Below are 21,693 nucleotides of genomic sequence, written 5' to 3' on the forward strand. Positions count from 1 at the left end.
GCTTCCGTCCCACCGGAGGCCTCCCGATCATTGAACCGCACCTTAGAAAACGCTTTGTCACAAAGCCCTTGCTAAGACAGGTTCGGCTGGGCACGCATTCACGTGCCCAGCCTTCCCATCAGGTCCGGGTTGCCCCGGCACCGATCACTTCAGTTCGACCTCTGCGCCAGCTGCTTCCAGCTTGCCTTTGATCTCTTCTGCTTCTTCTTTGGACGCGCCTTCTTTGACAGCTTTGCCGCCGGCTTCGACCAGATCTTTTGCTTCTTTCAGGCCCAGGCCTGTGATCGAGCGTACTTCTTTGATGACGTTGATCTTGGATGCGCCAGCGGCGACCAGGATAACATCAAATTCTGTTTGCTCTTCAGCTGCCGCGCCGGCGTCGCCACCTGCAGGGCCGGCCATCATCACTGCGCCGCCAGCGGCGGGCTCGATGCCGTATTCGTCTTTCAGAATTGTTTTCAGTTCTTGTGCTTCCAGCAGGGTCAGACCAACGATCTCTTCTGCCAGTTTTTTCAGATCAGCCATGATTAGCTCTTTCCGTTTCTACTAAATGTGTTCCAACGACGTAGTTTCAACCACCCGTCGGTCTTTCAGTTGCTCAGGCGGCCGCCTTGTCCTCGATCGTGGACAAGATGGACGCGATGTTGCTAGCAGGTGCGCCAATGGCCCCGGCAATGTTGGATGCAGGTGCACCGATCATGCCAGCGATTGTCGCGATAAGCTCATCGCGCGACGGCATTTTCGATACGGCCTCAACACCGGCCCGGTCCAGAGCGTTCGAACCCATTGCCCCGCCAAGAATCTCAAACTTCTTGTTATCCTTGGCAAAGTCCTCGGCCACCTTGGCTGCTGCCACGGGGTCTTCGGAATAGGTCAGAACGGTCATACCCGAAAGGAAGCTGGCGATGCTTTCGCATGGCTGTCCCTCAAGGGCGATTTTGGCGAGCCTGTTCTTGGCAACACGCACAGATCCACCCGCGTCGCGTGCACGCGCGCGCAGATCCTGCATCTCGGCAACTGTCAGACCGGCGTAGTGGGCTACCACAACGACGCCAGAGCTTTCGAAGATCTGGCCGAGTTCCTCGACCAATTTTTCTTTCTGGGCTCTATCCACAGTTTCACTCCAATTATGGGGGTTTCCCCCCGGCTCAGTTCAGTTCCGGATCAGATCCGGAACGTTTCGGGTCCAACTTCAGGGTCCCGAGGCCAAAATCACCCGAAGGCGAAAAATGTCTCGTTTCCCATCTCAGGAAGGAATTATGCAGCAGATGCCGCACCCTCCGTCTCGGACAGAAGCCGGGCCGGTCGTCTGGCCCAACTATCCGGCACAAAAAGTGCCGAATTCTTGCAGGGTCGCGCGCCGTTCAGTCGGCGCGCCTTCCCTTATTCCGCCATTGCAGAATCAACAGACACAGACACGCCCGGACCCATTGTCGAGGTCAGCGAGATCTTTTTCATATACGTGCCTTTTGATCCGGTCGGCTTGGCCTTGGACACGGCACCAACAAAGGCGCGGATGTTTTCAACCAGTTTGGCCTCGTCAAATGACGCCTTGCCAACACCTGCGTGCACAACTCCGGCCTTTTCGACCTTGAACTGCACTTCGCCGCCTTTGGCTGCTTTCACTGCGTCCGCCACGTCCATTGTAACCGTACCGACCTTGGGGTTCGGCATCAGGTTGCGCGGGCCAAGAACCTTACCCAGACGGCCCACAACAGGCATCATGTCCGGTGTCGCGATGCAGCGATCAAATTCGATCTTGCCGCCTTGCACGATTTCCATCAGGTCCTCTGCGCCAACGATGTCGGCGCCTGCTTCCTTGGCTTCGTCGGCTTTCGGTCCGCGGGCGAATACGGCAACACGCATGGTTTTGCCGGTGCCGTTGGGCAGGCCGACCACGCCGCGCACCATCTGGTCTGCATGGCGCGGGTCAACACCCAGGTTGACCGAGATTTCGACAGTTTCGTCGAATTTCGCGGTCGCATTGCCTTTGATCAGCGCAACGGCTTCTTCAACCGAAAGGTTGTCCTTGCCAGCGAGTGCCGCGCGTGCCGCGACTGTACGTTTTCCAAGTTTCGCCATCTTACTTAACCTCGATGCCCATAGAGTTCGCCGACCCGACGATGATCTTCATCGCGCCTTCGATATCGTTTGCGTTGAGGTCTTTCATTTTCGCCTCGGCGATTTCGCGGACCTGCTTGACGGTGACGCTGCCCACAGTCTCACGCGACGGGGTTTTGGAACCGGATGTCAGACCAGCAGCCTTTTTCAGGTAATGCGACGCCGGCGGCGTCTTGATTTCCATCGTAAAGGACTTGTCCTGGTAATACGTGATCACGGTCGGGCACGGCGCACCGGGCTCCATGTCTGCGGTCTTGGCGTTGAACGCCTTGCAGAATTCCATGATGTTGATACCGCGCTGGCCCAGTGCGGGGCCGACGGGGGGCGATGGGTTGGCTTGACCAGCTTTGACTTGCAGCTTCATCGTGCCGACGAGTTTCTTGGCCATTTGGCCTCTCCTTTTTCAACACCACCCGGACGCGTCGGGGTGGCTTACGGTTGTGTGGTTCGGTCCGGACATCGCGATGCCCTCGCCTCCCACAGTGCTCGACTCAGGATTGTTTCGTGACCTGAGTGAATTCCAGTTCGACCGGTGTTTCGCGTCCGAAAATGGACACGGACACCTTGAGCCGCTGATTGTCGTCATCAACTTCTTCCACAGTACCGTCGAAATCCTCGAACGGACCATCGTTGACCTTTACCTTTTCGCCGACCTCGAAATGGATCAGCGTTCTTGGGGCATCCTCGCCCTCCTGAACACGGTTCAGGATCGCATTTACTTCGGCATCGCGCATCGGCATCGGGCGCCCCTGCGGCCCCAGAAACCCTGTGACGCGGTTGATAGAGTTGATCAGGTGATAGCCCTGATCCGACATCTCCATGCGCACCAGCACATAGCCGGGCATAAAGCGGCGCTCTGTCGTCACCTTCTTGCCGCGCCGCACCTCGATCACCTCTTCGGTTGGCACCAGCACTTCTTCGATATCGTCCTCAAGGTGCTGTTCAGCGACCGAGGTCCGGATTTGTTCGGCGATCTTTTTCTCGAAATTCGAGAGCACGCTAACCGAATACCACCGTTTCGCCATCTGCCAACTCGCCTTTGTTCTTGTACAATTCCGGATCAAACCGGGCCAAAATTCTCACTCAATCACAAGCGGTTACCTGTTCATGATCGCCTGTTCACCCACAATAAAAATCGGCGCGCAGCACGAATCGCAGCACGCCATTGTCTGAAGGTAGGCCGTCACCTAACGCCGCGCTGCAAAATGATCAAGAGGGCAACGGCATTTTTCGCCTGCCAGAACGGGATCAGCCGAAGTAGCCCAGAAGTGTCTGAAGCCCGCCGCGAATGATCAGATCAACCAGCGCAAAGAATACAGCCGTCAGTGCCGCCATGATAAAAACCATGACCGTGGTCAGAAACACTTCGCGACGGGTTGGCCAAATAACCTTGGACACCTCGGCGCGGACTTGCTGAAGGAACTGGAACGGGTTCGACGTGGCCATTTTCGGTATGCTTTCTGCTAGCGATGGGGCGCATGTAACCGGCGACGGCGACGAATTCAAGGCGGCAAAACAGAAATGGCTGACAGACAGGCGCGTTCCCCTTCGTTCAGGTGGCACAAATGTCACCCGGACACGATCCCGGGGCAACCGGACTCAGGCTGTTTTTTCGACGTCGCTTGCCACCTGTTGCAGCCGCTCGAACGGATCGGGACGATCATCAAACGGATCGTGCTGTGCTGGCGGATCGAAATCCGGCAGATACAGCCCCGATGTCCAGCGCGCAGGCAGTTTCTCAAGCATCTTTTCCATCCGGCGCGAGGTGCGCCGCGCCGCAAGCCTGATTTTTTCAGCTGACGCAGGGCTTTTGCGCAGCAACCAGAGATAAAGGCGCGTGATCTTGTTGGTCCAGAAATCCGGACCAAGCGAGAAATAGAGGATAGTCGCCAGAGCAAAGAACAACAGGCTGCCCCACAACACCAGCCACGGGCGCATAATCGCCGCTGTCACCAGCGCGATCAGAATAAAATGTCTTGGCTTGAGGCCCAGTGCGGAAATCCGGCTGCGGGGCTTCGCCTCTTTGTCTTTTGCAACGCCTTGCGCTTCGGGTTCGATCAGCGGTGGCAGTTTCTTGCGCGACTCAAGCTGTTTGGAGGTGCCGTGCCCAGTTTCGCGCAACAGCATTCGGATGGCTTCATCAGTATTTGTATCGGTCATAGGGCAGACTCCAACTCGAACCATAAAGAAACAAGAACGCAGGCAGGCAGCCAAACAACAGCTGCACGTTCGCGAATCTGATTAAGGTAAAATTACGGCAATAATGAGGCGGCGCGCCTGTTTCGCGGTCTGACCTGTGGTCGTGGCAGGGGCTGAGGGACTCGAACCCACGACCCTCGGTTTTGGAGACCGATGCTCTACCAACTGAGCTAAACCCCTCCGACCACGCATGCTGGTACGGGATGGCTGATCCAAGATCAAGAGGCAGTCTTGCCGAAACCGCTGTGCCCCGTCTTTTTCACGCGGCAGGCGAATGAACTGTGCCCGACGGAACACGCGGCCACGGCCGTAGCCGTCAAAGCCGCGCCAGATCGTCAACCCGCCCACCCACAATGGCATCTTCATGGGCCGCTATCTTTTCGATTGGCCAGTGCCACCATGCGATCCGGTTCAACGCGGCAATATCATCAGGCGAAAATCGCATCCGCACAATCTGGGCGCGGTTGCCCGCCACGATCGCGTAATCAGGGATGGTGCCCGCCACCACCGCGCCAGCCCCCACAATAACCCCGTTTCCCAACTGTGCACCGGGCAGAATCACAGAGCCATGACCCAGCCAGCAATCATGCCCCACAACGGTGTCACGGCCCGCTGCCAGAGTCTGGCGATACCCGGCAATCCGGTCCGGATCGAAAATCGCAAACGGATAGGTGGACGGCCCGTCCATGCGATGATTGGCGCTTTGGGTGATGAACTGCGTGCCGTGGGCAATCTGGCAAAACCGACCGATGCGGATTTTTTCGGGGGCGCCGGCAAACAGATAGGGGGCCAGACGCGCCGCACAATCCGCAGGCTGCCCGATCGGATCAAAGCTGCTGAAATAGGTGAAATCCCCGACCTGAATATTGGGATGATCCAGTATCCGGTTCAGGTAAACCGTGCCGGAATACTCGGTCCCGTCCGCAAAACGCACAGGTCGGGTTTGTGTCGGGTCAAGCGGCATGCCCAATCCTCTCTGGTTTTTGTGGCGCACTGAACGCCCAAGGTGCGCTGATCCGGTGCCGGATCACAAGCCAGATGTCCTGTTTTCATGTAACGAGCTCGCCAGGCAGGGGGGCACGCGCTTGCGTTGGGAACAGGTTTGACTATGACTGGCGCGTCAACTGTGGATCGGTGATGTGAGCCTTCGAAGAAAAATAGCAGACAGTGAAACACTCGCCCGGGGTCTGACCGCTCTGTTCAAGTGGTATTTGCGGTTTTGCTATCGCACGGCGCGCTGGCGTCGCGATGGGTTTGAAGACATGGACGCGCTTGTCAAAAGCGGTGAACCGGTGATCATCGCCATCTGGCACCAGCGCCTGATGATGGCGCCGTTTATCGTCGATCTGTCGCTGGGCCCGGTCTGTACCCTGACTTCGTCCGCGCGGGCCGGAACTATGGCGGGCCGCCTGCAAAAGGCGTTTGGCTTTGACAGCATTTCGATGTCCAGCCACAAGCGCCACGTCGCCCTCTCGCGCGAGGTTCTGGGGCGCATCCGGGACGGTGTTTCCATTGGGATCGCAACCGACGGTCCGCGTGGGCCTGCGCGGGTGGCTTCGACCGTTCCGCTGGTCTGGGCGCGGGTGTCGGGCAAACGCGTGTTTGTCGTATCTTTTGCCGCCAGCCGTGTGGTTGAATTTCCCACATGGGACAGGATGATGATGCCGCTGCCTTGGACAAGCGGTGTCATGCTGTGCCGGGAATGGCAGGAAAGCGTGCCGCGCAAATGCGATGATGCCACACTGGAAACATTGCGGGTGTCCTTGCAGGCCGCACTGGACGAAGTAACCGATGCCAGCGATGCGGCGTGCGGGCGGCCCGGCCGGTAGCACCTTGGCTGTTTTTTCCGCCCGCTTCTTCTGTTTATAAATATCCTCGCCGGAGGCGTGCTGCACAAACGCTTGGCCAAACCCTGTTGCGCAGGTTCGTGCGCACAGGTCAGCAACGCGCACAAAAAAAGGCCGCCGGAACCTCCGGCGGCCTCATTTGAATTGGCATCAACACGCGATTGACCGCGCGTCGCGGTCCCGCTTACGCGAGGATTTTGGACACGACGCCGGCGCCGACGGTGCGGCCGCCTTCGCGGATGGCGAAACGCAGGCCCTGTTCCATCGCGATCGGCGCGATCAGTTCAACGCCAAAGGACACGTTGTCGCCCGGCATCACCATTTCCGTACCTTCGGCCAGTTGGACCGTGCCTGTCACATCCGTGGTGCGGAAGTAGAACTGCGGACGGTAGTTGGCAAAGAACGGCGTGTGACGGCCACCCTCTTCCTTGGTCAGGATATAGGCTTCCGCCTCGAACTTGGTGTGCGGTGTCACCGAACCCGGCTTGCACAGAACCTGACCGCGCTCAACGCCGTCACGGTCCACGCCGCGCAGCAGCGCGCCGATGTTGTCACCCGCTTCACCGCGATCCAGCAGCTTGCGGAACATTTCAACACCGGTACAGGTGGTTTTCTTGGTGTCGCGGATGCCGACGATTTCAATCTCGTCGCCCACGTTGATCACGCCACGCTCCACACGGCCGGTCACAACCGTACCACGGCCAGAGATCGAGAACACGTCCTCGACCGGCATCAGGAACGGCTGGTCTACCGCACGCGCGGGTGTCGGGATGAATTCGTCAACCGCCGCCATCAGCGCACGGATCGAGTTCTCGCCGATCTCGGGATCCCGGCCTTCCATCGCGGCCAGAGCCGAGCCGGGAATGACCGGAATGTCATCGCCCGGATAGTCATAGGACGACAGCAGTTCGCGGATTTCCATTTCGACCAGTTCCAGCAGTTCCGCGTCGTCCACCTGATCCACCTTGTTCATGTAGACAACCATGTGCGGGATGCCGACCTGACGGCCCAGCAGAATGTGCTCGCGCGTTTGCGGCATCGGGCCATCGGCTGCGTTCACAACAAGGATCGCGCCGTCCATCTGCGCCGCGCCGGTGATCATGTTCTTCACATAATCCGCGTGACCAGGGCAATCCACGTGCGCGTAGTGGCGCGCATCTGTTTCATACTCAACATGCGCCGTCGAAATCGTGATCCCGCGCGCCTTCTCTTCCGGCGCACCGTCAATCTGGTCATAGGCTTTGAAATCGCCAAAATACTTCGTAATCGCAGCCGTCAGCGTCGTCTTGCCGTGGTCAACGTGACCAATCGTGCCAATGTTAACGTGCGGTTTATTGCGTTCAAACTTTGCCTTAGCCATATTTTGGGCGCCCTTTTTGCATTATGGGGTCCTCGCGACCCTGTTTCCTCTGCGCGGGCGACATATGGCGTTCCGTTGGGAAAATCAAGCTGTTACTGTCAGCGAACCGGCCCGGATCAGGAGGGTGACTGCAACACCGCTTCGTTGGTTTCATCCTCGGCCGGCATCACGCGCTCATCCGGGCCGAACCAGCCGTATTTTTCCTGGCCTTCCAGCAGCCATGTTTCGATGGATTTGGCGGCGTTGAAAGACAGGCCATCCAGCTGCTTTTGCTTGTTGCGACCCCATCCGGAACCAACCAGAACGGACTCGCCACTGGTGGTTTCCAGCACCGCGATCTGGTGCGCCGCCTCGTTCAGTTTGCGCCCGTCAGTGTCATCCCATAACGTGGCTTTGACGATCAGTACCGATTTGGGCGTGTAGACCACCGGCACGCCGGGCGGGGCCAGCATGAATGCCTCGATGCTGACACCCAGATGATAAAGCTGTTCCCCGTCGTAACGTCCGAAACGATCCCCGATCGCCTTGGTCATTGAAGCGACCCATTCTTCTTCGGTCGCCGCACGCGACACCGGCCCCTGCTGCATCTTGCTGGCGACCACCACATTGTGCCCCAGTTTGAAATCCCCCAGCGGCACGGGCGGCCCCTCCAGGGTTTGCGCGCCGCAGGCGGTCAAAAGCAACAGGGCTGTCAGCAAGGCGAAAATCCGGGGCATGTGATCTCTCGTTCTGGGGTTGCCCCTGTCAGATAGCCCAGTGCGGCCAGGGGTGCAAACCTTTGCCGTTCGCTGCGCTACACCTATATGTGAAGTTGAATCATGAAAGGCCCGTGCGCATGAACATCGAAAACAGGCAACCGGTCAAAGTTCCCCTTGTGCGCGAGCCGTGGGGTATCTTCAAAAGCCTGAATGCCGCGCGCCAGAACGTGCTGAGCATCATCCCCGAAATTGCCACCCGGCAACCTATGGTGTCGGGCAAAACCGGCAAACGCTGGCATATGGTGATGGACCCGGAAGCGATCCGGATCATGTTGCTGGAACGGCTGGATCAATATCCCAAGTCACTGGTGACAAAGAACCTGTTGCGACCTGCAATCGGGGAATCCCTGTTCATTGCAGAAGGCGCGCACTGGCGCTGGCAGCGGCGGACCGCCGCGCCGGTGTTCTCGCATCGCAACGTCATGAACCTTGCCCCGATCATGACCGGTGCGGCAGACCGTGCCGCCGCGCGCGTTGCAACGGCCGGCCCCCGCGCCGTGGATATGCTGGACGAAATGGTGACAACCACCTTTGACGTGATTTCGGATGTCACGTTTTCAGGCGACGGATCGTTTGATCGTGATAGTGTGCACACGGCCATTGACGCCTATATTTCCGAAGCCGGCAAGATTTCGCTGTTCGACATTCTGGGCGCGCCCGACTGGGTGCCGCGCCCGGGAAGAATAATGTCCGGCAAGGCGCTGAAGCAGATGAAGACCGTGGCCGACACCGCAATTGACGCACGCGCGGCACGCGGTGCCGATGACGTTCCCGATCTGCTGGATTTGCTGCTGGACGGCGAAGACCCGAAATCCAAACGCAAGATGAACACCGCAGAACTGCGCGACAACCTGCTGACCTTTATTGTGGCCGGTCACGAAACCACTGCTCTGACGCTGGCATGGTCGCTGTATCTGTGTGCCTTTGATCTGGATGTGCAGGATCGCGCCCGCGCCGAGATTCAGGCGGTGTGCGCGGATCGCCCAGTGACAGGCGAAGATGTGTCAAAGCTACCGTTTGTGCGCCAGATCATCGACGAAGCGCTGCGCCTTTATCCGCCTGCCGCAATGGTGTCGCGCACGGCGATGGCGCCGGACACGTTGTGCGGGCGCGAAATACGCAAGGGCGATACGGTGATCATCCCGATCTATGCGCTGCATCGCAGCCATGTCTTGTGGAAGGATCCCGATGCATTCAATCCAGACCGGTTTGCCGATCCGAAAGCCATTGACCGGTATGCCTATCTGCCGTTCGGGGACGGGCCGCGCATCTGCATCGGCGCATCCTTTGCGCTGCAAGAGGCGGTGATCATTCTCGCCACTTTGCTGGGACGGTTCCGGTTCCATCCGGTCGCGGGCAAGGATCCCAGCCCCGTCATGATCCTGACACTGCGCCCCGAAGGCGGTGTCTGGCTGACGGCGGAACCGGTTTAGAGGCCGCATTCGCCGCCAATGCCGTGAACCGACCGACGCCTAGTCACACACCGTTTGCAGCGCCATCCAGTCCGTAGCTGACAGGATTGGCGCGAAGGTTTGTCCGTCTGGCGCTGCGGCGCGGGCAGCGGCAATTCGGTCGCTAAGCGCGGGATGCGACAGAAAATGCGCCACGATGCCTTCGCTTTCGCCGTATTTGGCGCGCAACCGTTCGAACATATCGCCCAGCGCCGCCGGAGATACGTCTGCGGCCCCTAAACGCCCGTAAGCAAATTCATCCGCCGCTTTTTCCGCCCCTTGGGAATAGCGCGCATCAATCAGCCGTTCGGTCAGGAACAGTACGACCGCCCCACCGGCAAAATCCCCGAACAAAAGGCCCAGCACCCCGATCGATCCGGCCGAGCGCAAGGCGTGCCGTGTTGGATCGCGGCTCATCACATGGCCGATTTCATGGGCCAGCACGGCAGCGACTTCGTCAGGGCCTTCTGCCGCGTCGATCAACCCGCGAAACAACACGACAAAACCGCCGGGAAGCGCGAAGGCGTTGACCATGTCATGATCCAGCACAAACACCGACAGGTCCGCATCGGGCGAAAGGCCGAGTGTCAGCTTTTGCTGCATCCGATCCAGCGCCGCCAAGCCCAACTGGTTTTCGCAAAACGGGACAGGCGCAAAGCCGGTGTCGTCCAGCGCATCGCGGATTTGATCCAATGTGGTCTGGCCAAGGGCGCGTTCGCCTTCGGGCGGGATATATGCCGCCAACTGGTCGGCTATTTTGGGCACCAGAACACCCACGATCAGGGCCACCGATGCCACAGCGGCCAGCGCCCAGCCCAACAACCGGCCCCGCCCTTTTGGTGGCGCGGGACGGTTTTTGTTGGGCAAACTGGCAAGGATCGAGCGATCTGTGACAATCAGGCGTGCCACCGGATCGGTTTTCAGGCGCAGCACGAATTTGTCGCGGCCCGCCTGATCGGGTACCAGCCGGATATCAGACGCGGGCCAGATCAATGGTGGCTGCCCTTCCACAGTAATGCGCAGGTCGCGGTAATCGGAACTGAACTGCAAGGTGGCGGCACGTGCCACCGCGTTGTCACCATCGAAGTAACAGGTGGCTTTTGGCGCAATGCCGTTCATATCGCTGCCCCCAGATCCAACGCTTCGGCAAAGCCTTCGGCTTCGGCAAATTCATCGCGTGCGCGCTGGCTGATGGCGGTCAGCGCAGCCGGGTTCACGATCTGGAGCGTTTGCGCGTAATGGCGCATCAACGGAAAGGTCACGAATACATGCGACAGCACCGACCACATCAGAAAGACGCCGAAATAGACCAGTGCAAGGATACCGATGGCCATCCAGCGCGGCACGTTCATCTCCGAAACCGGGCTGTCGCCGCCAATCGCCAGCAACCCGTCCAGCCCGATCAGCGGAATGGCCAGCAAGAACAACCCCACCAGCCCCAGAACAAGGGCCAGATAACTGATCGTGTTGCCCCAGGAATAGATGCCGAACACGCGTGTCGGGCGCAGGTGCGAAAACAGCGCAATACCGTCTGCCGTTTTGTGATTGGCCAGTATCCGGGTGCTGGCCGCGTTGTAATGCACCGCCCCATAGACCAGCAACAGCAACGCCAGGGGCAATAAAAACAGACGCTGCGGCGCGTTCAGATCATTCTGGCCCGCTTCGTTGAACACATCATCAATGGTCGCAAACACATTGGCCCCGACGGGAACAACCGGATCAAACCATAACACCCAGACGCCGCCCAGAAACAGGATCATGACCGCCACAGCGACGGGAATAGCCGCAGGGTAAAGCATGCGCCAGGCACCGCCCTGATGCAGCTTGGCAGAGCCGTAAAAGGTGCGGTCCGTCTTGTATTTTTCCAGCGCGAAGGTCATGCGTGGCCACAGCATCCCAAGGGTCAGGATGGTGATGCCCCAGTGCACAAGGGCGCGCAGCGCATAGCCCCATGCCCCCGGTTCCAGACCAAACCGCACGCCCTGCCAGCGCGTCCGCCCCAGAACGTATCTGCGGGCGCGGTAGCGGGCATAGAACCAGATCGGGATCACACCGACAAAGCTGACCAGGTAGGCGACGGCGTTGCCCTGAAACAGCGAAAAGCTGGCGAACATCAGCAGCAGGTTCACAATGCCGATATAAAAGGCAAGGATCACGACCGCGATGAAAAACCCCAGCAGCTTTTCGATCGGATCGCCGACATATTCCAGCGGCTGGCCGCCGGGCCGGATCGCCGACCAGTACCAGCGCCGCAACCGTGTCTTCATCCAGAAGCGGTAAATCCCCAGTGTCAGCACCGACAAGATGCCGGTTTTCAGCGCCAGCCAGAACAGCGCGCCGCGTCTTCCGACAAATTCGGTATCCCAGCAATCAGGTGAATTTGTTGTCGCGGGGGAAACCGCGCGGGGCCATGCGGCCTGCGCTGGCGCGTTTTCCGGTCCATTCGCCAAGGTCGGTTTCGGTTCGGGTGCGTCCGGCCGGGTCGGACCAGCTGAGGCCTTCTGCCAGGGTGAAACTGGCCGCATCACTCAGACCTCCGTCCTTGTATTTTTGCAGACGCACACCTTTTCCACGCCCCATTTCAGGCAGTTCATCAGCCATGAACACCAGAACCTTGCGGTTTTCGCCAACCACTGCAATCGCATCGCCCGCCACCGGGGTACAGACCAGTGCGCGCACGCCATCGCGCACGTTCAGCACCTGTTTGCCGCTGCGGGTTTGCGCCACAACATCATTTTCCGGCACGATAAATCCGTCACCCGCCGAAGAGGCCACCAGAAGCTTGCGATCCGGTTTATGGATGTAAAGCCCCACGATTTCCGCATCATTTGGCAGATCGACCATCAGGCGCAACGGTTCGCCCATGCCCCGCCCGCCGGGCAGGTTGGCGCCAGACAGGGTGTAAAACCGCCCATTGGCCCCGAACACAAGCAAACGGTCGGTGGTTTCGGCATGAAAGGCGAAACGCGGCCCGTCGCCGTCCTTGAATTTCAATTCACGCGTCAGATCAATGTGGCCGGTCATGGCCCTGATCCATCCCATCTGGCTGCACACCACGGTGATCGGCTCGCGATCAATCATCGCCTCGATCGGCACATCTTCGACTTCGCCCGCGATGGCGAATTGCGTGCGTCGTGCGCCGCCTTCGTAATCCTTGCCGAACAGCTTTCTGGTTTCGCGCAACTGGTTGGCGATGCTGTCCCATTGCAGGTCAGGGCTGTCCAGCAAATCCTCTAGCCCGGCGCGTTCTTCCATCAGGGCGCCTTGTTCGCGCAAAAGCTCCATCTCTTCCAGACGGCGCAAGGAGCGCAGACGCATGTTCAGGATCGCTTCGGCCTGCACTTCGGACAGGGACGGTTCTTCTTCGGGGCGCACCACGGGGGGCACATAATCGGCTTCGTCCTGGGCACGGGGATGATCCTTTGACCAGTCTTCGTACATCAGGCCGGCCTTTGGATCGTCATCATAGCGGATGATGTCGATCACGCGGTCCAGGTTGAGGAAGGCGATGATGAAACCTTCCAACACCTCCAGCCGGTGGTCGATCTTTTCCATCCGGTGCGTCGAACGGCGGATAAGAACCTCTTGGCGGTGGTCCAGAAACGCGCGCAGCACTTCCTTCATGCTGCACACTTTGGGCGTCAGACCGTCGATCAGCACGTTCAGGTTCAGGGAAAACCGGATTTCCAGATCGGAATTGCGAAACAGCATGCCCATCAGCACTTCGGGATCGACATTCTTTGACCGTGGTTCCAGCACCATTCGGATGTCATCGGCGCTTTCGTCACGGATATCGGCCAGAATCGGCAACTTTTTGGTCTGGATCAGTTCCGCGATTTTTTCGATCAGCTTGGATTTCTGTACCTGATAGGGGATTTCCGTGACCACGATCTGCCACTGGCCGCGACCCAGATCCTCGACCTCGTATTTGCAGCGCAGACGGAATGACCCGCGCCCTGTGCGGTAAGCCTGTGCAATGTTTTCCGGGGGTTCGACGATGATCCCGCCGGTCGGAAAATCCGGCCCCGGCACATATTTCAGCAATGTATCGTCGCGTGCATCCGGCATTTTGATCAGGTGGATACAGGCGTCACACAGTTCGGCGATGTTGTGAGGCGGGATGTTGGTGGCCATGCCCACCGCGATACCGCTTGACCCGTTGGCCAACAGGTTCGGGAACGAAGCAGGCAGCACCACCGGTTCGGTCAGGGTGCCATCGTAATTGTCGCGGAAATCCACCGCGTTTTCGTTCAACCCTTCCAGCATCGCCTCGGCGACGATGGTCATGCGGGCTTCGGTATAGCGCGACGCGGCGGGGTTATCACCGTCGATATTGCCGAAATTGCCCTGCCCGTCGACCAGCGGATAGCGCACGTTGAAATCCTGCGCGAGACGCGCCATCGCATCGTAAATCGCCGCATCGCCATGCGGGTGGTAATTACCCATCACATCGCCGCTGATCTTGGCCGATTTGCGGTAACCGCCGTTGCTGGACAGGCGCAGTTCGCGCATCGCGTAAAGAATGCGGCGATGCACCGGCTTTAGTCCGTCACGCGCATCGGGCAGCGCGCGGTGCATGATCGTGGACAGCGCATAGGTCAGATACCTGTCCCCGATCGCGCGGCGCAGCGGTTCTGTCAGATCGGGTGCGGGCAGGCCTGTATCGTCTGTGATGTCGTTCATGCCCATCTGATACGCTGTGACCGCAGCAGGGTAAAGCGAGGACGTGCCTGTTTTATGCACGAAGAAGGGGAATTATGCGCGGTTTTTCCGCTGCCGAATCCGCGCCCGATTTGATAATGTACCACGATGCGATAGTTTCAAATGGGTCGCGGCAAGGCTGATCCGCAATCACAAAGGAAGGAGCGTTATGAACCGGTTTGTTTTTCTGTCGTTCCTTTTCATGGGCTGGGCGTTTTACGAGCTGAGCGGCGGGGCTGACTTCGTACCGGCCAGCGCGCGGCTTGAGGCCGAAGCAGAAAGCGCGTCCAAGCCGGAGCCAAGCCCTCGTGCCACAACGAGCCGCGCGCCTGTTTTTGTAGAAGGTTCGAATATCGCGCCCGATCCGTCCAGAACGCGCCTGGTTCTGGGCAATACCCCGCCTGAGCCCGCGCCCGAACCCGTCGCAGCGCCCGAGCCGACACCGGAACCCGAGCCGGTAGAAACCGCCGAGGTTGCGCCCGCCGCCCCTATTGCGGATGTCGTGTTGTCGCTGGCGGCATTGGACAGCATTTCGGACGGCACATTTCCAGCGCCCGCAAAAGACATCCGGATTATAGATGGCACGCTGGTCAATATCCGGTCCGGCCCGGGCATCGATTATCCGGTGATCCTGCAACTGCAGGGCGGCACCGAGGTTGAGGTGCTGGAAGACCCCGGCACGGGCTGGATCAGAATGCAGAACCCCGAAAGCCGCGAAATGGGTTGGATTTCAGCCAATTTGTTGCGGCAGTGACACCCGACGGTCCGTACCGGTTGCGCTTTGGTGCGCGACAGGTCAGAACAGGCCGAAAAGGGTAAGAAATGCAGAAATCCATACTGATTACAGGCTGTTCGTCCGGCATCGGATATGACGCGGCGCAAGGGCTGAAGTCGCGGGGATGGCGGGTGTTTGCCGCCTGCCGGCGCCCCGAAGACTGCGCGCGCCTGATCGCTGAAGGGTTTGAAAGCCCGCTTTTGGATTACACCGACCCCGCCACGTTGGAATCCGGACTGGCCGAGGTTCTGGCGGCCACCGGTGGCACGCTGGATGCGCTGTTCAACAACGGCGCGCATGGCCTGCCCGGCGCAGTTGAAGACCTGCCGGTTGACGGTTTGCGCGCCATATTCGAGGCGAATTTCTTTGGCTGGCACGATCTGACCTGCCGGGTCATTCCGGTGATGCGCGCGCAGGGGCATGGCCGGATCATTCAATGTTCGTCCGTGCTGGGCTTTGTCACGCTGCGGATGCGCGGGGCTTACAACGCCACCAAATTCGCGCTGGAAGGTCTGACCGACACGATGCGCATCGAAATGCGCGACACGCCGATCAAGATTGTCCTGATCGAACCGGGGCCCGTCACATCGAAAATTCGCGTCAATTCGATCCCGCATTATGAACGCTGGATCAAATGGCAGGACAGCCCGCGCGCGTCTTTCTATGAAAACACCCTGCACAAGCGCCTCTATTCAAGCAGCGGGCCCGACACGTTCGAACTGCCCGCAAGCGCCGTTACAAAAAAACTGGTACACGCCCTGGAATCGCGGCGCCCCAAACCGCGTTATTACGTCACTACACCAACCTATCTGATGGGCGCACTGCGCCGTCTGTTGCCCACAAGAGCATTGGATTGGGTATTGGCCCGAACCTGAAGCAGCAGATACCGGCCTTTGGCGCTGGCCTACGCACAAAGAAATCGGTTCGCTTTTTTGTCGTGGGCGGCTACATGACCGCTCAGACCCGAGAAAAGGACAGTTTATATGCCATCAGACCCGCTTTTTGTACTTGTCGTTCTGGCGGTTCTGGCCGTTGTCGTCATTTTGATGCTGGGAATCGGCGGTTTTGCCAAGGGCGGCGAAACCAACCGGAAATATGGAAACAAGATGATGCGCTATCGGCTGATCGCGCAGTTTATCGCTGTGCTGCTGATCTGTCTTTATGTGTATCTGCGCGGAACAGGAGGGCAGTGACATGGTTGTTCTGAACAAGATTTATACAAAAACCGGTGACGCGGGTGAAACCGCACTGGGCAACGGCGCGCGGGTGGCAAAGCACGCGCTGCGGGTGTCGGCCTATGGCACTTCGGATGAATTGAACTGTTTTGTGGGCGTCGCCCGTTTGCACGCCACCGGCGACATGGACCTGCAATTGTCGCGCATCCAGAACGATCTGTTCGATCTGGGGGCTGATCTGTGCCGCCCTGATATGGAACAGGACGCCGAAGCGGAATACCCGCCGTTGCGCATGGCGCCGCAACAGTTCGAACGTCTGGAAGCCGAGATTGACCGGATGAATGATATTCTGGAACCGCTGCGCAGCTTCATCCTGCCCGGCGGTGCGGCGCTGGCTGCGCATTTGCATGTCTGCCGCACCGTCGCACGGCGGGCCGAGCGGCTTGCCGTGGAACTGGCCACCGTCGAGGCGATCAACCCCTCGGCGGTCACATATCTGAATCGGTTGTCAGACTGGTTTTTTGTCGCCGCGCGGATCGCGAACAACGACGGAAAGGACGATGTACTGTGGGTGCCGGGGGCCAACCGATAGGGTCAAAACCTTTGCAAAAAAACGGGATAAGCAAAAAACGCGACGTCCCTAGACCTTGGGGTGACGATTTTACCCTGTTTCGCGGACACACCTGTCGCTATCAACAGCGGGAATGATTTAGACCGAGTCGCCCCGGCGATTTATCAAGTAAGGAGAGAAACGCCCATGAAGGTTTTGGTACCTGTCAAACGCGTGATCGACTATAACGTGAAAGTTCGTGTGAAAGCGGATGGATCGGGTGTTGATCTTGCCAATGTGAAAATGTCGATGAACCCGTTTGACGAGATCGCGGTCGAACAGGCGATCCGTCTGAAAGAAGCCGGCGCTGCGGAAGAAGTGATTGCGGTGTCGATCGGCGTCAAGCAAAGCCAGGAAACGCTGCGCACCGCGCTGGCGATGGGCGCAGACCGCGCCATTCTGGTGGTGGCGGCAGAAGATGTTCACAACGACATCGAACCGCTGGCCGTTGCCAAGATTCTCAAGGCGATTGTTGACGAAGAACAGCCAGGTCTGGTGCTGTGCGGCAAGCAGGCGATCGATAATGATCTGAACGCCACCGGCCAGATGCTGAGCGCATTGCTGGGTTGGTCGCAGGCGACCTTTGCATCCGGTCTTGAAATCTCGGGCGACAGCGCAACCGTGACCCGCGAAGTCGATGGCGGCTTGCAGACCATCAAGGTCAAGATGCCCGCCGTTGTGACGGTTGATTTGCGCCTGAACGAACCGCGCTATGCATCGCTGCCCAACATCATGAAAGCCAAGAAAAAGCCGCTGGATGAAAAAACCGCAGCGGATTACGGCGTTGATGTCACTCCGCGTCTTGAGATCGTGAAAACCGGCGAACCCGAAAGCCGCGCGGCTGGTATCAAAGTGGGCTCGGTGGACGAACTTGTCGAGAAACTCAAAGAAGCGGGGGCTGTGTAATGGCTGTTTTACTCCTTGCCGAAGTCAATGATGGCGAACTGTCGCTGGATGCCACCTCCAAGGCGGTAACTGCGGCGGCGCAACTGGGCGATGTGACTGTGTTGTGCGCGGGCGGGTCTGCGGCGGCGGCGGCAGTCGAAGCTGCGAAGATTTCCGGCGTGTCCAAGGTGCTGTGTGCCGAAGATCCCGCATTGGGCCACCGTCTGGCGGAATCGACCGCCGATCTAATCGTATCGCTTGCAGGGGACTACGAACATATCGTAGCGCCCGCGACGACCGATGCGAAAAACGTGCTGCCGCGTGTCGCGGCTTTGCTGGATGTGATGGTTCTGACCGACGTGTCCGGTATCGTTGACGCCAACACGTTCGAGCGCCCGATCTATGCGGGCAACGCGATCCAGACCGTCAAATCCAGCGATGGCAAAAAGGTTGTATCGTTCCGTGTATCTACCTTTGACGCCGCTGAAATGGGCGGGTCTGCATCTGTCGAAACCATCGGTGCCGCCGGCAATCCGGGTCTGAGCGAATGGGTCGAGGACAAGGTTGCGGCCAGTGACCGCCCCGAGCTGACATCGGCCGGTGTGGTCGTGTCGGGCGGGCGCGGTGTGGGATCGAAAGACGATTTCGCGCTGATCGAAACACTGGCGGACAAGCTGGGTGCGGCTGTTGGTGCATCGCGCGCAGCGGTTGACAGTGGCTATGCCCCGAACGACTGGCAGGTCGGCCAGACGGGCAAGGTTGTGGCCCCTGATCTGTACGTTGCCGTTGGCATTTCCGGTGCGATCCAGCATCTGGCCGGTATGAAAGACAGCAAGGTGATCGTGGCGATCAACAAAGACGAAGAAGCGCCGATCTTTCAGGTTGCCGATTTCGGTCTGGTCGCCGACCTGTTCACAGCTGTGCCGGAACTGATCGAAAAACTTTAAAAATACCAAAACAACCTGCGTTTTGGCGCATTTCCAAGGCCCGCCCGAAACGGCGGGCCTTTTCATATCAGGCGGTTGATACTGCGGGAAACGGCATCGGCCGCTTCCTGATGCGCAGCCGGCCCCATGATGTGCCCGGCTGCGGGCGCTTCCATCTGGGCAAAGATCATACCGCGCGTGCCCTGCGCCTGTGCTGCCGGGCTGGCAACCACCTCGACAATATCGGCGACGTGCGGGCGCAGGCTTTCGATCATCTTGCGGGTCACGAACATCGGGTCGCTCGTCGTACTAAAACCGTCTTCATCGGGGCTGTGGCGCGCGAACCAAAGAAGAATGATCTTTCCGCCCAGTTTGGACAAAAGCAGTTCCATCCGCGCCTGCCACGCCTGTTGCAGTTCCCGCCGGACACAGGAAAACCGGTCGGCCGACAGCGCCATCAGCGATCTGATCAGGTGCTTTGTGAAATGGAATTCGGTGAAATCTACATCGCCATACACCGCCTGCATCATCTGGCTGGCCTTGACGAACCTGTCATTGCGTCGCGGATGCACCGTATAGAACCGGTTCGACATGTTCTGGGCACCCATCACCTGCACCACGCTGATCTGTGCACCGGCGGCGGCTACCGGCACAAACGGATCGTGCATGAACACATCGATCCCCGCATTGGGAAAGCCCAGATTAACGCATGGCATCCCAATTTCGCGTTCGATTATGGACGGATACGGGCTGGCCAGGAATTTGCCATAGGTTTCGGTGCCGCCGACAAAGGCACAATACGCCGTTGAAAGATCGCGCCGTGGCCCACGGAACAGCAGTTTTGACGCACCATACCGGCACGGAAAATAATCAAGGGCACGCGTGCCCAATCCTTCATAGGTCATCTTGCCCACCTTCGTTCTCACCCGGCCCCAGAATGTGCAACCGGCCTTACCAAAGCCCTAACCCAAGCGCGCCAAGCCCCGCCAAATTGCCACAAGTTTGATCGGTTTACGGCCCTTGCGGCCCCCCTGCCATGCCCCGTATGTTAGGGCCTGAACACAAGGGAACACGCGACATGGACATTCAGAGAATTGGCATCGTGGGTGCAGGCCAGATGGGCAACGGCATTGCACATGTTATGGCGCTTGCCGGATATGATGTTCTGCTGACAGATATCAGTTCCGACGCACTACAGGCCGCGATCGATCTGATCGACCGCAATCTGGAACGGCAGGTTGGCCGCGGCAAGATCGAAGAGGCCGAGAAATCCAAGGCGATGGCGAGGATCAAGACCACTGTGACCCTGACAGAACTTGGCCAGACCGATCTGGTGATCGAAGCGGCAACAGAACGCGAAACCGTCAAGCAGGCGATTTTCGAAGATCTTTTGCCGCATCTTAAGCCCGATACGATCCTGACATCGAACACATCGTCGATTTCGATCACCCGTCTGGCCAGCCGGACGGACAGGCCCGAAAAATTCATGGGGTTTCATTTCATGAACCCTGTGCCGGTGATGCAGCTTGTCGAATTGATCCGTGGCATTGCAACCGATGAACCCACCTATGCCGCGTGCAAATCCGTAGTGGACCGGTTAGGGAAAACATCCGCGTCAGCCGAAGATTTCCCCGGATTTATCGTCAACCGCATCCTTATGCCGATGATCAATGAAGCGGTATACACTCTTTACGAAGGGGTCGGATCTGTCCTGTCAATTGACCAGTCGATGAAGCTGGGCGCAAACCATCCGATGGGTCCGCTGGAACTGGCTGATTTTATCGGGCTTGATACCTGTCTGGCCATCATGAACGTGTTGCATGACGGTTTGGCGGACACCAAATACCGCCCCTGCCCGCTGCTGACCAAATATGTCGAAGCCGGCTGGCTTGGGCGCAAGTCGCAGCGCGGTTTTTATGATTATCGCGGTGAGATGCCGGTGCCGACCCGTTAAAGGCAGGGATCAGGCCTTGTCAGCCAGCGAGAGCGTATGCGCGCGAAGCCACGCCATGAAACCGCGCGGGTCGGTTTCCAGCATGGCCATCTGTTCATCGCTTAGCGGTGCGCCGATCACGGGGGCCTGTGGTTTGTTGCAGGACCGGACGATTTCGTGCAGCAACAGCCCTTGCCGCAGGATAGGTGAAATCCGGTTGGCGATCTGATACCAGCGCGAATTGCGTCCCGGATAGAAAATCGGAACCACCCGCGCGCCGGAACGGCGGATCATTTTCGCGGTGAACAGGCTCCACTCGCGTTCGATCGCGGGGCCGAACCACGTATCGGACGACATCACGACACCTGACGGGAACAGGGCCACGACGCCGCCGTCTTTCAGATGGGCCATCGCCTTGGCGCGCATTTCAACCATTTTAGCCTGGGCTTCGGGATCGTGCGGGAACGGCACCGGGATCATGAAAGATGTTGCCGCTTCGTCCAGACCGGTCAGCACCGACCGTGTAAGAATGCGATAATCCAGCCGCACGCGCCCGATCATGTCGGCAAAAATCATACCATCCACCATTCCGTGCGGGTGGTTGGCCACAACGACAACAGGCCCGCTTTGCGGAATATTGGCCAACTGCTCTGGCGGGGTCAGCAGATCTATACCCATGACGTTCAGCGCGCCACGCCAGAACTTCTGACCGCGATGCGCCTCGTTCGTTTTTTCGAACTTGTTGACCATCCGCAGGATCGTCAGCTTTCCGGTACACCATTCGATGGCACGGATCGCAAAACTGGTCCAGGGATCGTCAAAGGAGTTGGCATAGGTCAGGGTGCGGCGATCATAGATTTCGCCGGTATCCTTTTCAGAGTCTTTGGAAAGACCCGACGTGCTATCCTGAACCGTGTTTGCCACTACGATCTTTCTTTTGCCCGGGTGCGCA

At 58.8% G+C, this 21,693-nt stretch carries 24 protein-coding genes and 1 tRNA gene; 9 read left to right on the top strand and 16 right to left on the bottom strand.

Features of this window, described 5'->3' with window-relative positions; all coding sequences use genetic code 11:
• Nucleotides 1–144: 144 nt before the first annotated feature.
• The 9 genes from rplL to OLX72_RS03870 form a co-directional block, all read right to left on the bottom strand.
• Entirely contained in the window at nucleotides 145–525 is a 381-nt protein-coding gene (gene rplL, locus OLX72_RS03830) for a 50S ribosomal protein L7/L12 (RefSeq protein WP_114868844.1), read from the bottom strand.
• Between the two features lie 73 nt (nucleotides 526–598).
• Nucleotides 599–1,114, bottom strand: coding sequence for a 50S ribosomal protein L10 (rplJ, locus tag OLX72_RS03835; RefSeq protein ID WP_114868843.1), 516 nt, complete (start codon nucleotides 1,112–1,114; stop codon nucleotides 599–601).
• A 269-nt stretch (nucleotides 1,115–1,383) separates the two neighbouring features.
• Nucleotides 1,384–2,082: a 50S ribosomal protein L1 gene (rplA, locus tag OLX72_RS03840; protein ID WP_114868842.1), complete on the bottom strand. Its 699-nt coding sequence runs from the start codon at nucleotides 2,080–2,082 to the stop codon at nucleotides 1,384–1,386.
• A 1-nt stretch (nucleotide 2,083) separates the two neighbouring features.
• Entirely contained in the window at nucleotides 2,084–2,509 is a 426-nt protein-coding gene (rplK, locus tag OLX72_RS03845) for a 50S ribosomal protein L11 (RefSeq protein ID WP_114868841.1), read from the bottom strand.
• Between the two features lie 103 nt (nucleotides 2,510–2,612).
• Nucleotides 2,613–3,146, bottom strand: a complete 534-nt coding sequence (gene nusG, locus OLX72_RS03850) for a transcription termination/antitermination protein NusG (RefSeq protein WP_114868840.1) — start codon at nucleotides 3,144–3,146, stop codon at nucleotides 2,613–2,615.
• Between the two features lie 223 nt (nucleotides 3,147–3,369).
• Nucleotides 3,370–3,567 carry a preprotein translocase subunit SecE gene (secE, locus tag OLX72_RS03855; protein ID WP_114868839.1) on the bottom strand — a complete coding sequence of 66 codons (198 nt, stop codon included), beginning with the start codon at nucleotides 3,565–3,567 and terminating at the stop codon, nucleotides 3,370–3,372.
• A 153-nt stretch (nucleotides 3,568–3,720) separates the two neighbouring features.
• On the bottom strand, nucleotides 3,721–4,281 hold the full coding sequence (locus tag OLX72_RS03860) for a hypothetical protein (RefSeq protein ID WP_433989852.1): 561 nt from the start codon (nucleotides 4,279–4,281) through the stop codon (nucleotides 3,721–3,723).
• Nucleotides 4,282–4,424: 143 nt separating this feature from the next.
• Nucleotides 4,425–4,500, bottom strand: a tRNA-Trp gene (locus OLX72_RS03865).
• 136 nt (nucleotides 4,501–4,636) lie between these two features.
• Complete coding sequence (locus OLX72_RS03870; RefSeq protein ID WP_433989853.1) at nucleotides 4,637–5,284, bottom strand: CatB-related O-acetyltransferase; 648 nt, start codon at nucleotides 5,282–5,284, stop codon at nucleotides 4,637–4,639.
• A 298-nt stretch (nucleotides 5,285–5,582) separates the two neighbouring features.
• Here OLX72_RS03870 and OLX72_RS03875 point away from each other — a divergent pair, with 298 nt between their 5' ends.
• Nucleotides 5,583–6,149 carry a lysophospholipid acyltransferase family protein gene (locus OLX72_RS03875; protein WP_368073726.1) on the top strand — a complete coding sequence of 189 codons (567 nt, stop codon included), beginning with the start codon at nucleotides 5,583–5,585 and terminating at the stop codon, nucleotides 6,147–6,149.
• A 202-nt stretch (nucleotides 6,150–6,351) separates the two neighbouring features.
• On the opposite strand, the gene tuf is transcribed toward OLX72_RS03875, so the two are convergent.
• Both tuf and OLX72_RS03885 read right to left on the bottom strand, forming a co-directional pair.
• Nucleotides 6,352–7,527, bottom strand: a complete 1,176-nt coding sequence (tuf, locus tag OLX72_RS03880; RefSeq protein WP_114868835.1) for an elongation factor Tu — start codon at nucleotides 7,525–7,527, stop codon at nucleotides 6,352–6,354.
• A 116-nt stretch (nucleotides 7,528–7,643) separates the two neighbouring features.
• Nucleotides 7,644–8,243 carry a hypothetical protein gene (locus tag OLX72_RS03885; RefSeq protein WP_114868834.1) on the bottom strand — a complete coding sequence of 200 codons (600 nt, stop codon included), beginning with the start codon at nucleotides 8,241–8,243 and terminating at the stop codon, nucleotides 7,644–7,646.
• 119 nt (nucleotides 8,244–8,362) lie between these two features.
• On the opposite strand from OLX72_RS03885, the gene OLX72_RS03890 reads away from it, so the two are divergent.
• Entirely contained in the window at nucleotides 8,363–9,718 is a 1,356-nt protein-coding gene (locus OLX72_RS03890) for a cytochrome P450 (RefSeq protein WP_433989854.1), read from the top strand.
• Nucleotides 9,719–9,757: 39 nt separating this feature from the next.
• Here OLX72_RS03890 and OLX72_RS03895 read toward each other — a convergent pair whose 3' ends face one another.
• From OLX72_RS03895 to OLX72_RS03905, 3 genes are read right to left on the bottom strand one after another with little or no spacing between them, the layout of a single operon-like run.
• Entirely contained in the window at nucleotides 9,758–10,855 is a 1,098-nt protein-coding gene (locus OLX72_RS03895; RefSeq protein WP_114868832.1) for a M48 family metallopeptidase, read from the bottom strand.
• Nucleotides 10,852–12,186, bottom strand: coding sequence for a DUF898 family protein (locus OLX72_RS03900; RefSeq protein WP_114868831.1), 1,335 nt, complete (start codon nucleotides 12,184–12,186; stop codon nucleotides 10,852–10,854). Before OLX72_RS03900 ends, OLX72_RS03895 begins: the two co-directional genes overlap by 4 nt.
• Nucleotides 12,107–14,419 carry a DNA topoisomerase IV subunit A gene (locus OLX72_RS03905; RefSeq protein WP_433989855.1) on the bottom strand — a complete coding sequence of 771 codons (2,313 nt, stop codon included), beginning with the start codon at nucleotides 14,417–14,419 and terminating at the stop codon, nucleotides 12,107–12,109. Before OLX72_RS03905 ends, OLX72_RS03900 begins: the two co-directional genes overlap by 80 nt.
• 187 nt (nucleotides 14,420–14,606) lie before the next feature.
• Here OLX72_RS03905 and OLX72_RS03910 point away from each other — a divergent pair, with 187 nt between their 5' ends.
• From OLX72_RS03910 to OLX72_RS03935, 6 genes are all read left to right on the top strand, one after another.
• Nucleotides 14,607–15,191 carry an SH3 domain-containing protein gene (locus OLX72_RS03910; RefSeq protein WP_433989856.1) on the top strand — a complete coding sequence of 195 codons (585 nt, stop codon included), beginning with the start codon at nucleotides 14,607–14,609 and terminating at the stop codon, nucleotides 15,189–15,191.
• Between the two features lie 68 nt (nucleotides 15,192–15,259).
• A complete protein-coding gene (locus OLX72_RS03915; protein ID WP_114868829.1) occupies nucleotides 15,260–16,087 on the top strand; it encodes an SDR family NAD(P)-dependent oxidoreductase in 828 nt (275 codons plus the stop codon).
• A gap of 108 nt (nucleotides 16,088–16,195) precedes the next feature.
• Entirely contained in the window at nucleotides 16,196–16,405 is a 210-nt protein-coding gene (locus tag OLX72_RS03920; protein WP_114868828.1) for a twin transmembrane helix small protein, read from the top strand.
• A 1-nt stretch (nucleotide 16,406) separates the two neighbouring features.
• Nucleotides 16,407–16,979: a cob(I)yrinic acid a,c-diamide adenosyltransferase gene (locus OLX72_RS03925; RefSeq protein WP_433989857.1), complete on the top strand. Its 573-nt coding sequence runs from the start codon at nucleotides 16,407–16,409 to the stop codon at nucleotides 16,977–16,979.
• Between the two features lie 165 nt (nucleotides 16,980–17,144).
• Nucleotides 17,145–17,903 (top strand): electron transfer flavoprotein subunit beta/FixA family protein, encoded by a 759-nt coding sequence (locus tag OLX72_RS03930; protein ID WP_114868826.1) that lies wholly within the window; start codon nucleotides 17,145–17,147, stop codon nucleotides 17,901–17,903.
• Nucleotides 17,903–18,829, top strand: a complete 927-nt coding sequence (locus OLX72_RS03935; RefSeq protein WP_433989858.1) for an electron transfer flavoprotein subunit alpha/FixB family protein — start codon at nucleotides 17,903–17,905, stop codon at nucleotides 18,827–18,829. Before OLX72_RS03930 ends, OLX72_RS03935 begins: the two co-directional genes overlap by 1 nt.
• Before the next feature lie 62 nt (nucleotides 18,830–18,891).
• On the opposite strand, the gene OLX72_RS03940 is transcribed toward OLX72_RS03935, so the two are convergent.
• Entirely contained in the window at nucleotides 18,892–19,713 is an 822-nt protein-coding gene (locus tag OLX72_RS03940) for a DUF6473 family protein (protein ID WP_114868824.1), read from the bottom strand.
• Between the two features lie 173 nt (nucleotides 19,714–19,886).
• Between OLX72_RS03940 and OLX72_RS03945 the strand changes: the two genes are divergently transcribed.
• Complete coding sequence (locus tag OLX72_RS03945; protein ID WP_114872057.1) at nucleotides 19,887–20,762, top strand: 3-hydroxybutyryl-CoA dehydrogenase; 876 nt, start codon at nucleotides 19,887–19,889, stop codon at nucleotides 20,760–20,762.
• A gap of 9 nt (nucleotides 20,763–20,771) precedes the next feature.
• On the opposite strand, the gene OLX72_RS03950 is transcribed toward OLX72_RS03945, so the two are convergent.
• On the bottom strand, nucleotides 20,772–21,665 hold the full coding sequence (locus OLX72_RS03950; protein ID WP_433989859.1) for a lysophospholipid acyltransferase family protein: 894 nt from the start codon (nucleotides 21,663–21,665) through the stop codon (nucleotides 20,772–20,774).
• Between the last annotated feature and the right edge of the window lie 28 nt (nucleotides 21,666–21,693).

The sequence above is a fragment of the Sulfitobacter sp. TBRI5 genome (assembly GCF_051013555.1).
Lineage (GTDB): Bacteria > Pseudomonadota > Alphaproteobacteria > Rhodobacterales > Rhodobacteraceae > JL08.

Excerpts from the sequence above, each read along its gene's own strand:
- secE (WP_114868839.1), bottom strand. The coding sequence starts at position 3,567 with ATGGCCACGTCGAACCCGTTCCAGTTCCTTCAGCAAGTCCGCGCCGAG.
- rplK (WP_114868841.1), bottom strand. The coding sequence starts at position 2,509 with ATGGCCAAGAAACTCGTCGGCACGATGAAGCTGCAAGTCAAAGCTGGT.
- OLX72_RS03940 (WP_114868824.1), bottom strand. The coding sequence starts at position 19,713 with ATGACCTATGAAGGATTGGGCACGCGTGCCCTTGATTATTTTCCGTGC.
- rplL (WP_114868844.1), bottom strand. The coding sequence starts at position 525 with ATGGCTGATCTGAAAAAACTGGCAGAAGAGATCGTTGGTCTGACCCTG.
- OLX72_RS03875 (WP_368073726.1), top strand. The coding sequence starts at position 5,583 with ATGGACGCGCTTGTCAAAAGCGGTGAACCGGTGATCATCGCCATCTGG.
- nusG (WP_114868840.1), bottom strand. The coding sequence starts at position 3,146 with ATGGCGAAACGGTGGTATTCGGTTAGCGTGCTCTCGAATTTCGAGAAA.
- OLX72_RS03925 (WP_433989857.1), top strand. The coding sequence starts at position 16,407 with ATGGTTGTTCTGAACAAGATTTATACAAAAACCGGTGACGCGGGTGAA.
- OLX72_RS03920 (WP_114868828.1), top strand. The coding sequence starts at position 16,196 with ATGCCATCAGACCCGCTTTTTGTACTTGTCGTTCTGGCGGTTCTGGCC.
- OLX72_RS03910 (WP_433989856.1), top strand. The coding sequence starts at position 14,607 with ATGAACCGGTTTGTTTTTCTGTCGTTCCTTTTCATGGGCTGGGCGTTT.
- rplA (WP_114868842.1), bottom strand. The coding sequence starts at position 2,082 with ATGGCGAAACTTGGAAAACGTACAGTCGCGGCACGCGCGGCACTCGCT.
- OLX72_RS03945 (WP_114872057.1), top strand. The coding sequence starts at position 19,887 with ATGGACATTCAGAGAATTGGCATCGTGGGTGCAGGCCAGATGGGCAAC.
- OLX72_RS03895 (WP_114868832.1), bottom strand. The coding sequence starts at position 10,855 with ATGAACGGCATTGCGCCAAAAGCCACCTGTTACTTCGATGGTGACAAC.
- OLX72_RS03870 (WP_433989853.1), bottom strand. The coding sequence starts at position 5,284 with ATGCCGCTTGACCCGACACAAACCCGACCTGTGCGTTTTGCGGACGGG.
- OLX72_RS03885 (WP_114868834.1), bottom strand. The coding sequence starts at position 8,243 with ATGCCCCGGATTTTCGCCTTGCTGACAGCCCTGTTGCTTTTGACCGCC.
- OLX72_RS03915 (WP_114868829.1), top strand. The coding sequence starts at position 15,260 with ATGCAGAAATCCATACTGATTACAGGCTGTTCGTCCGGCATCGGATAT.
- OLX72_RS03905 (WP_433989855.1), bottom strand. The coding sequence starts at position 14,419 with ATGAACGACATCACAGACGATACAGGCCTGCCCGCACCCGATCTGACA.
- OLX72_RS03860 (WP_433989852.1), bottom strand. The coding sequence starts at position 4,281 with ATGACCGATACAAATACTGATGAAGCCATCCGAATGCTGTTGCGCGAA.
- tuf (WP_114868835.1), bottom strand. The coding sequence starts at position 7,527 with ATGGCTAAGGCAAAGTTTGAACGCAATAAACCGCACGTTAACATTGGC.
- OLX72_RS03935 (WP_433989858.1), top strand. The coding sequence starts at position 17,903 with ATGGCTGTTTTACTCCTTGCCGAAGTCAATGATGGCGAACTGTCGCTG.
- OLX72_RS03930 (WP_114868826.1), top strand. The coding sequence starts at position 17,145 with ATGAAGGTTTTGGTACCTGTCAAACGCGTGATCGACTATAACGTGAAA.
- OLX72_RS03890 (WP_433989854.1), top strand. The coding sequence starts at position 8,363 with ATGAACATCGAAAACAGGCAACCGGTCAAAGTTCCCCTTGTGCGCGAG.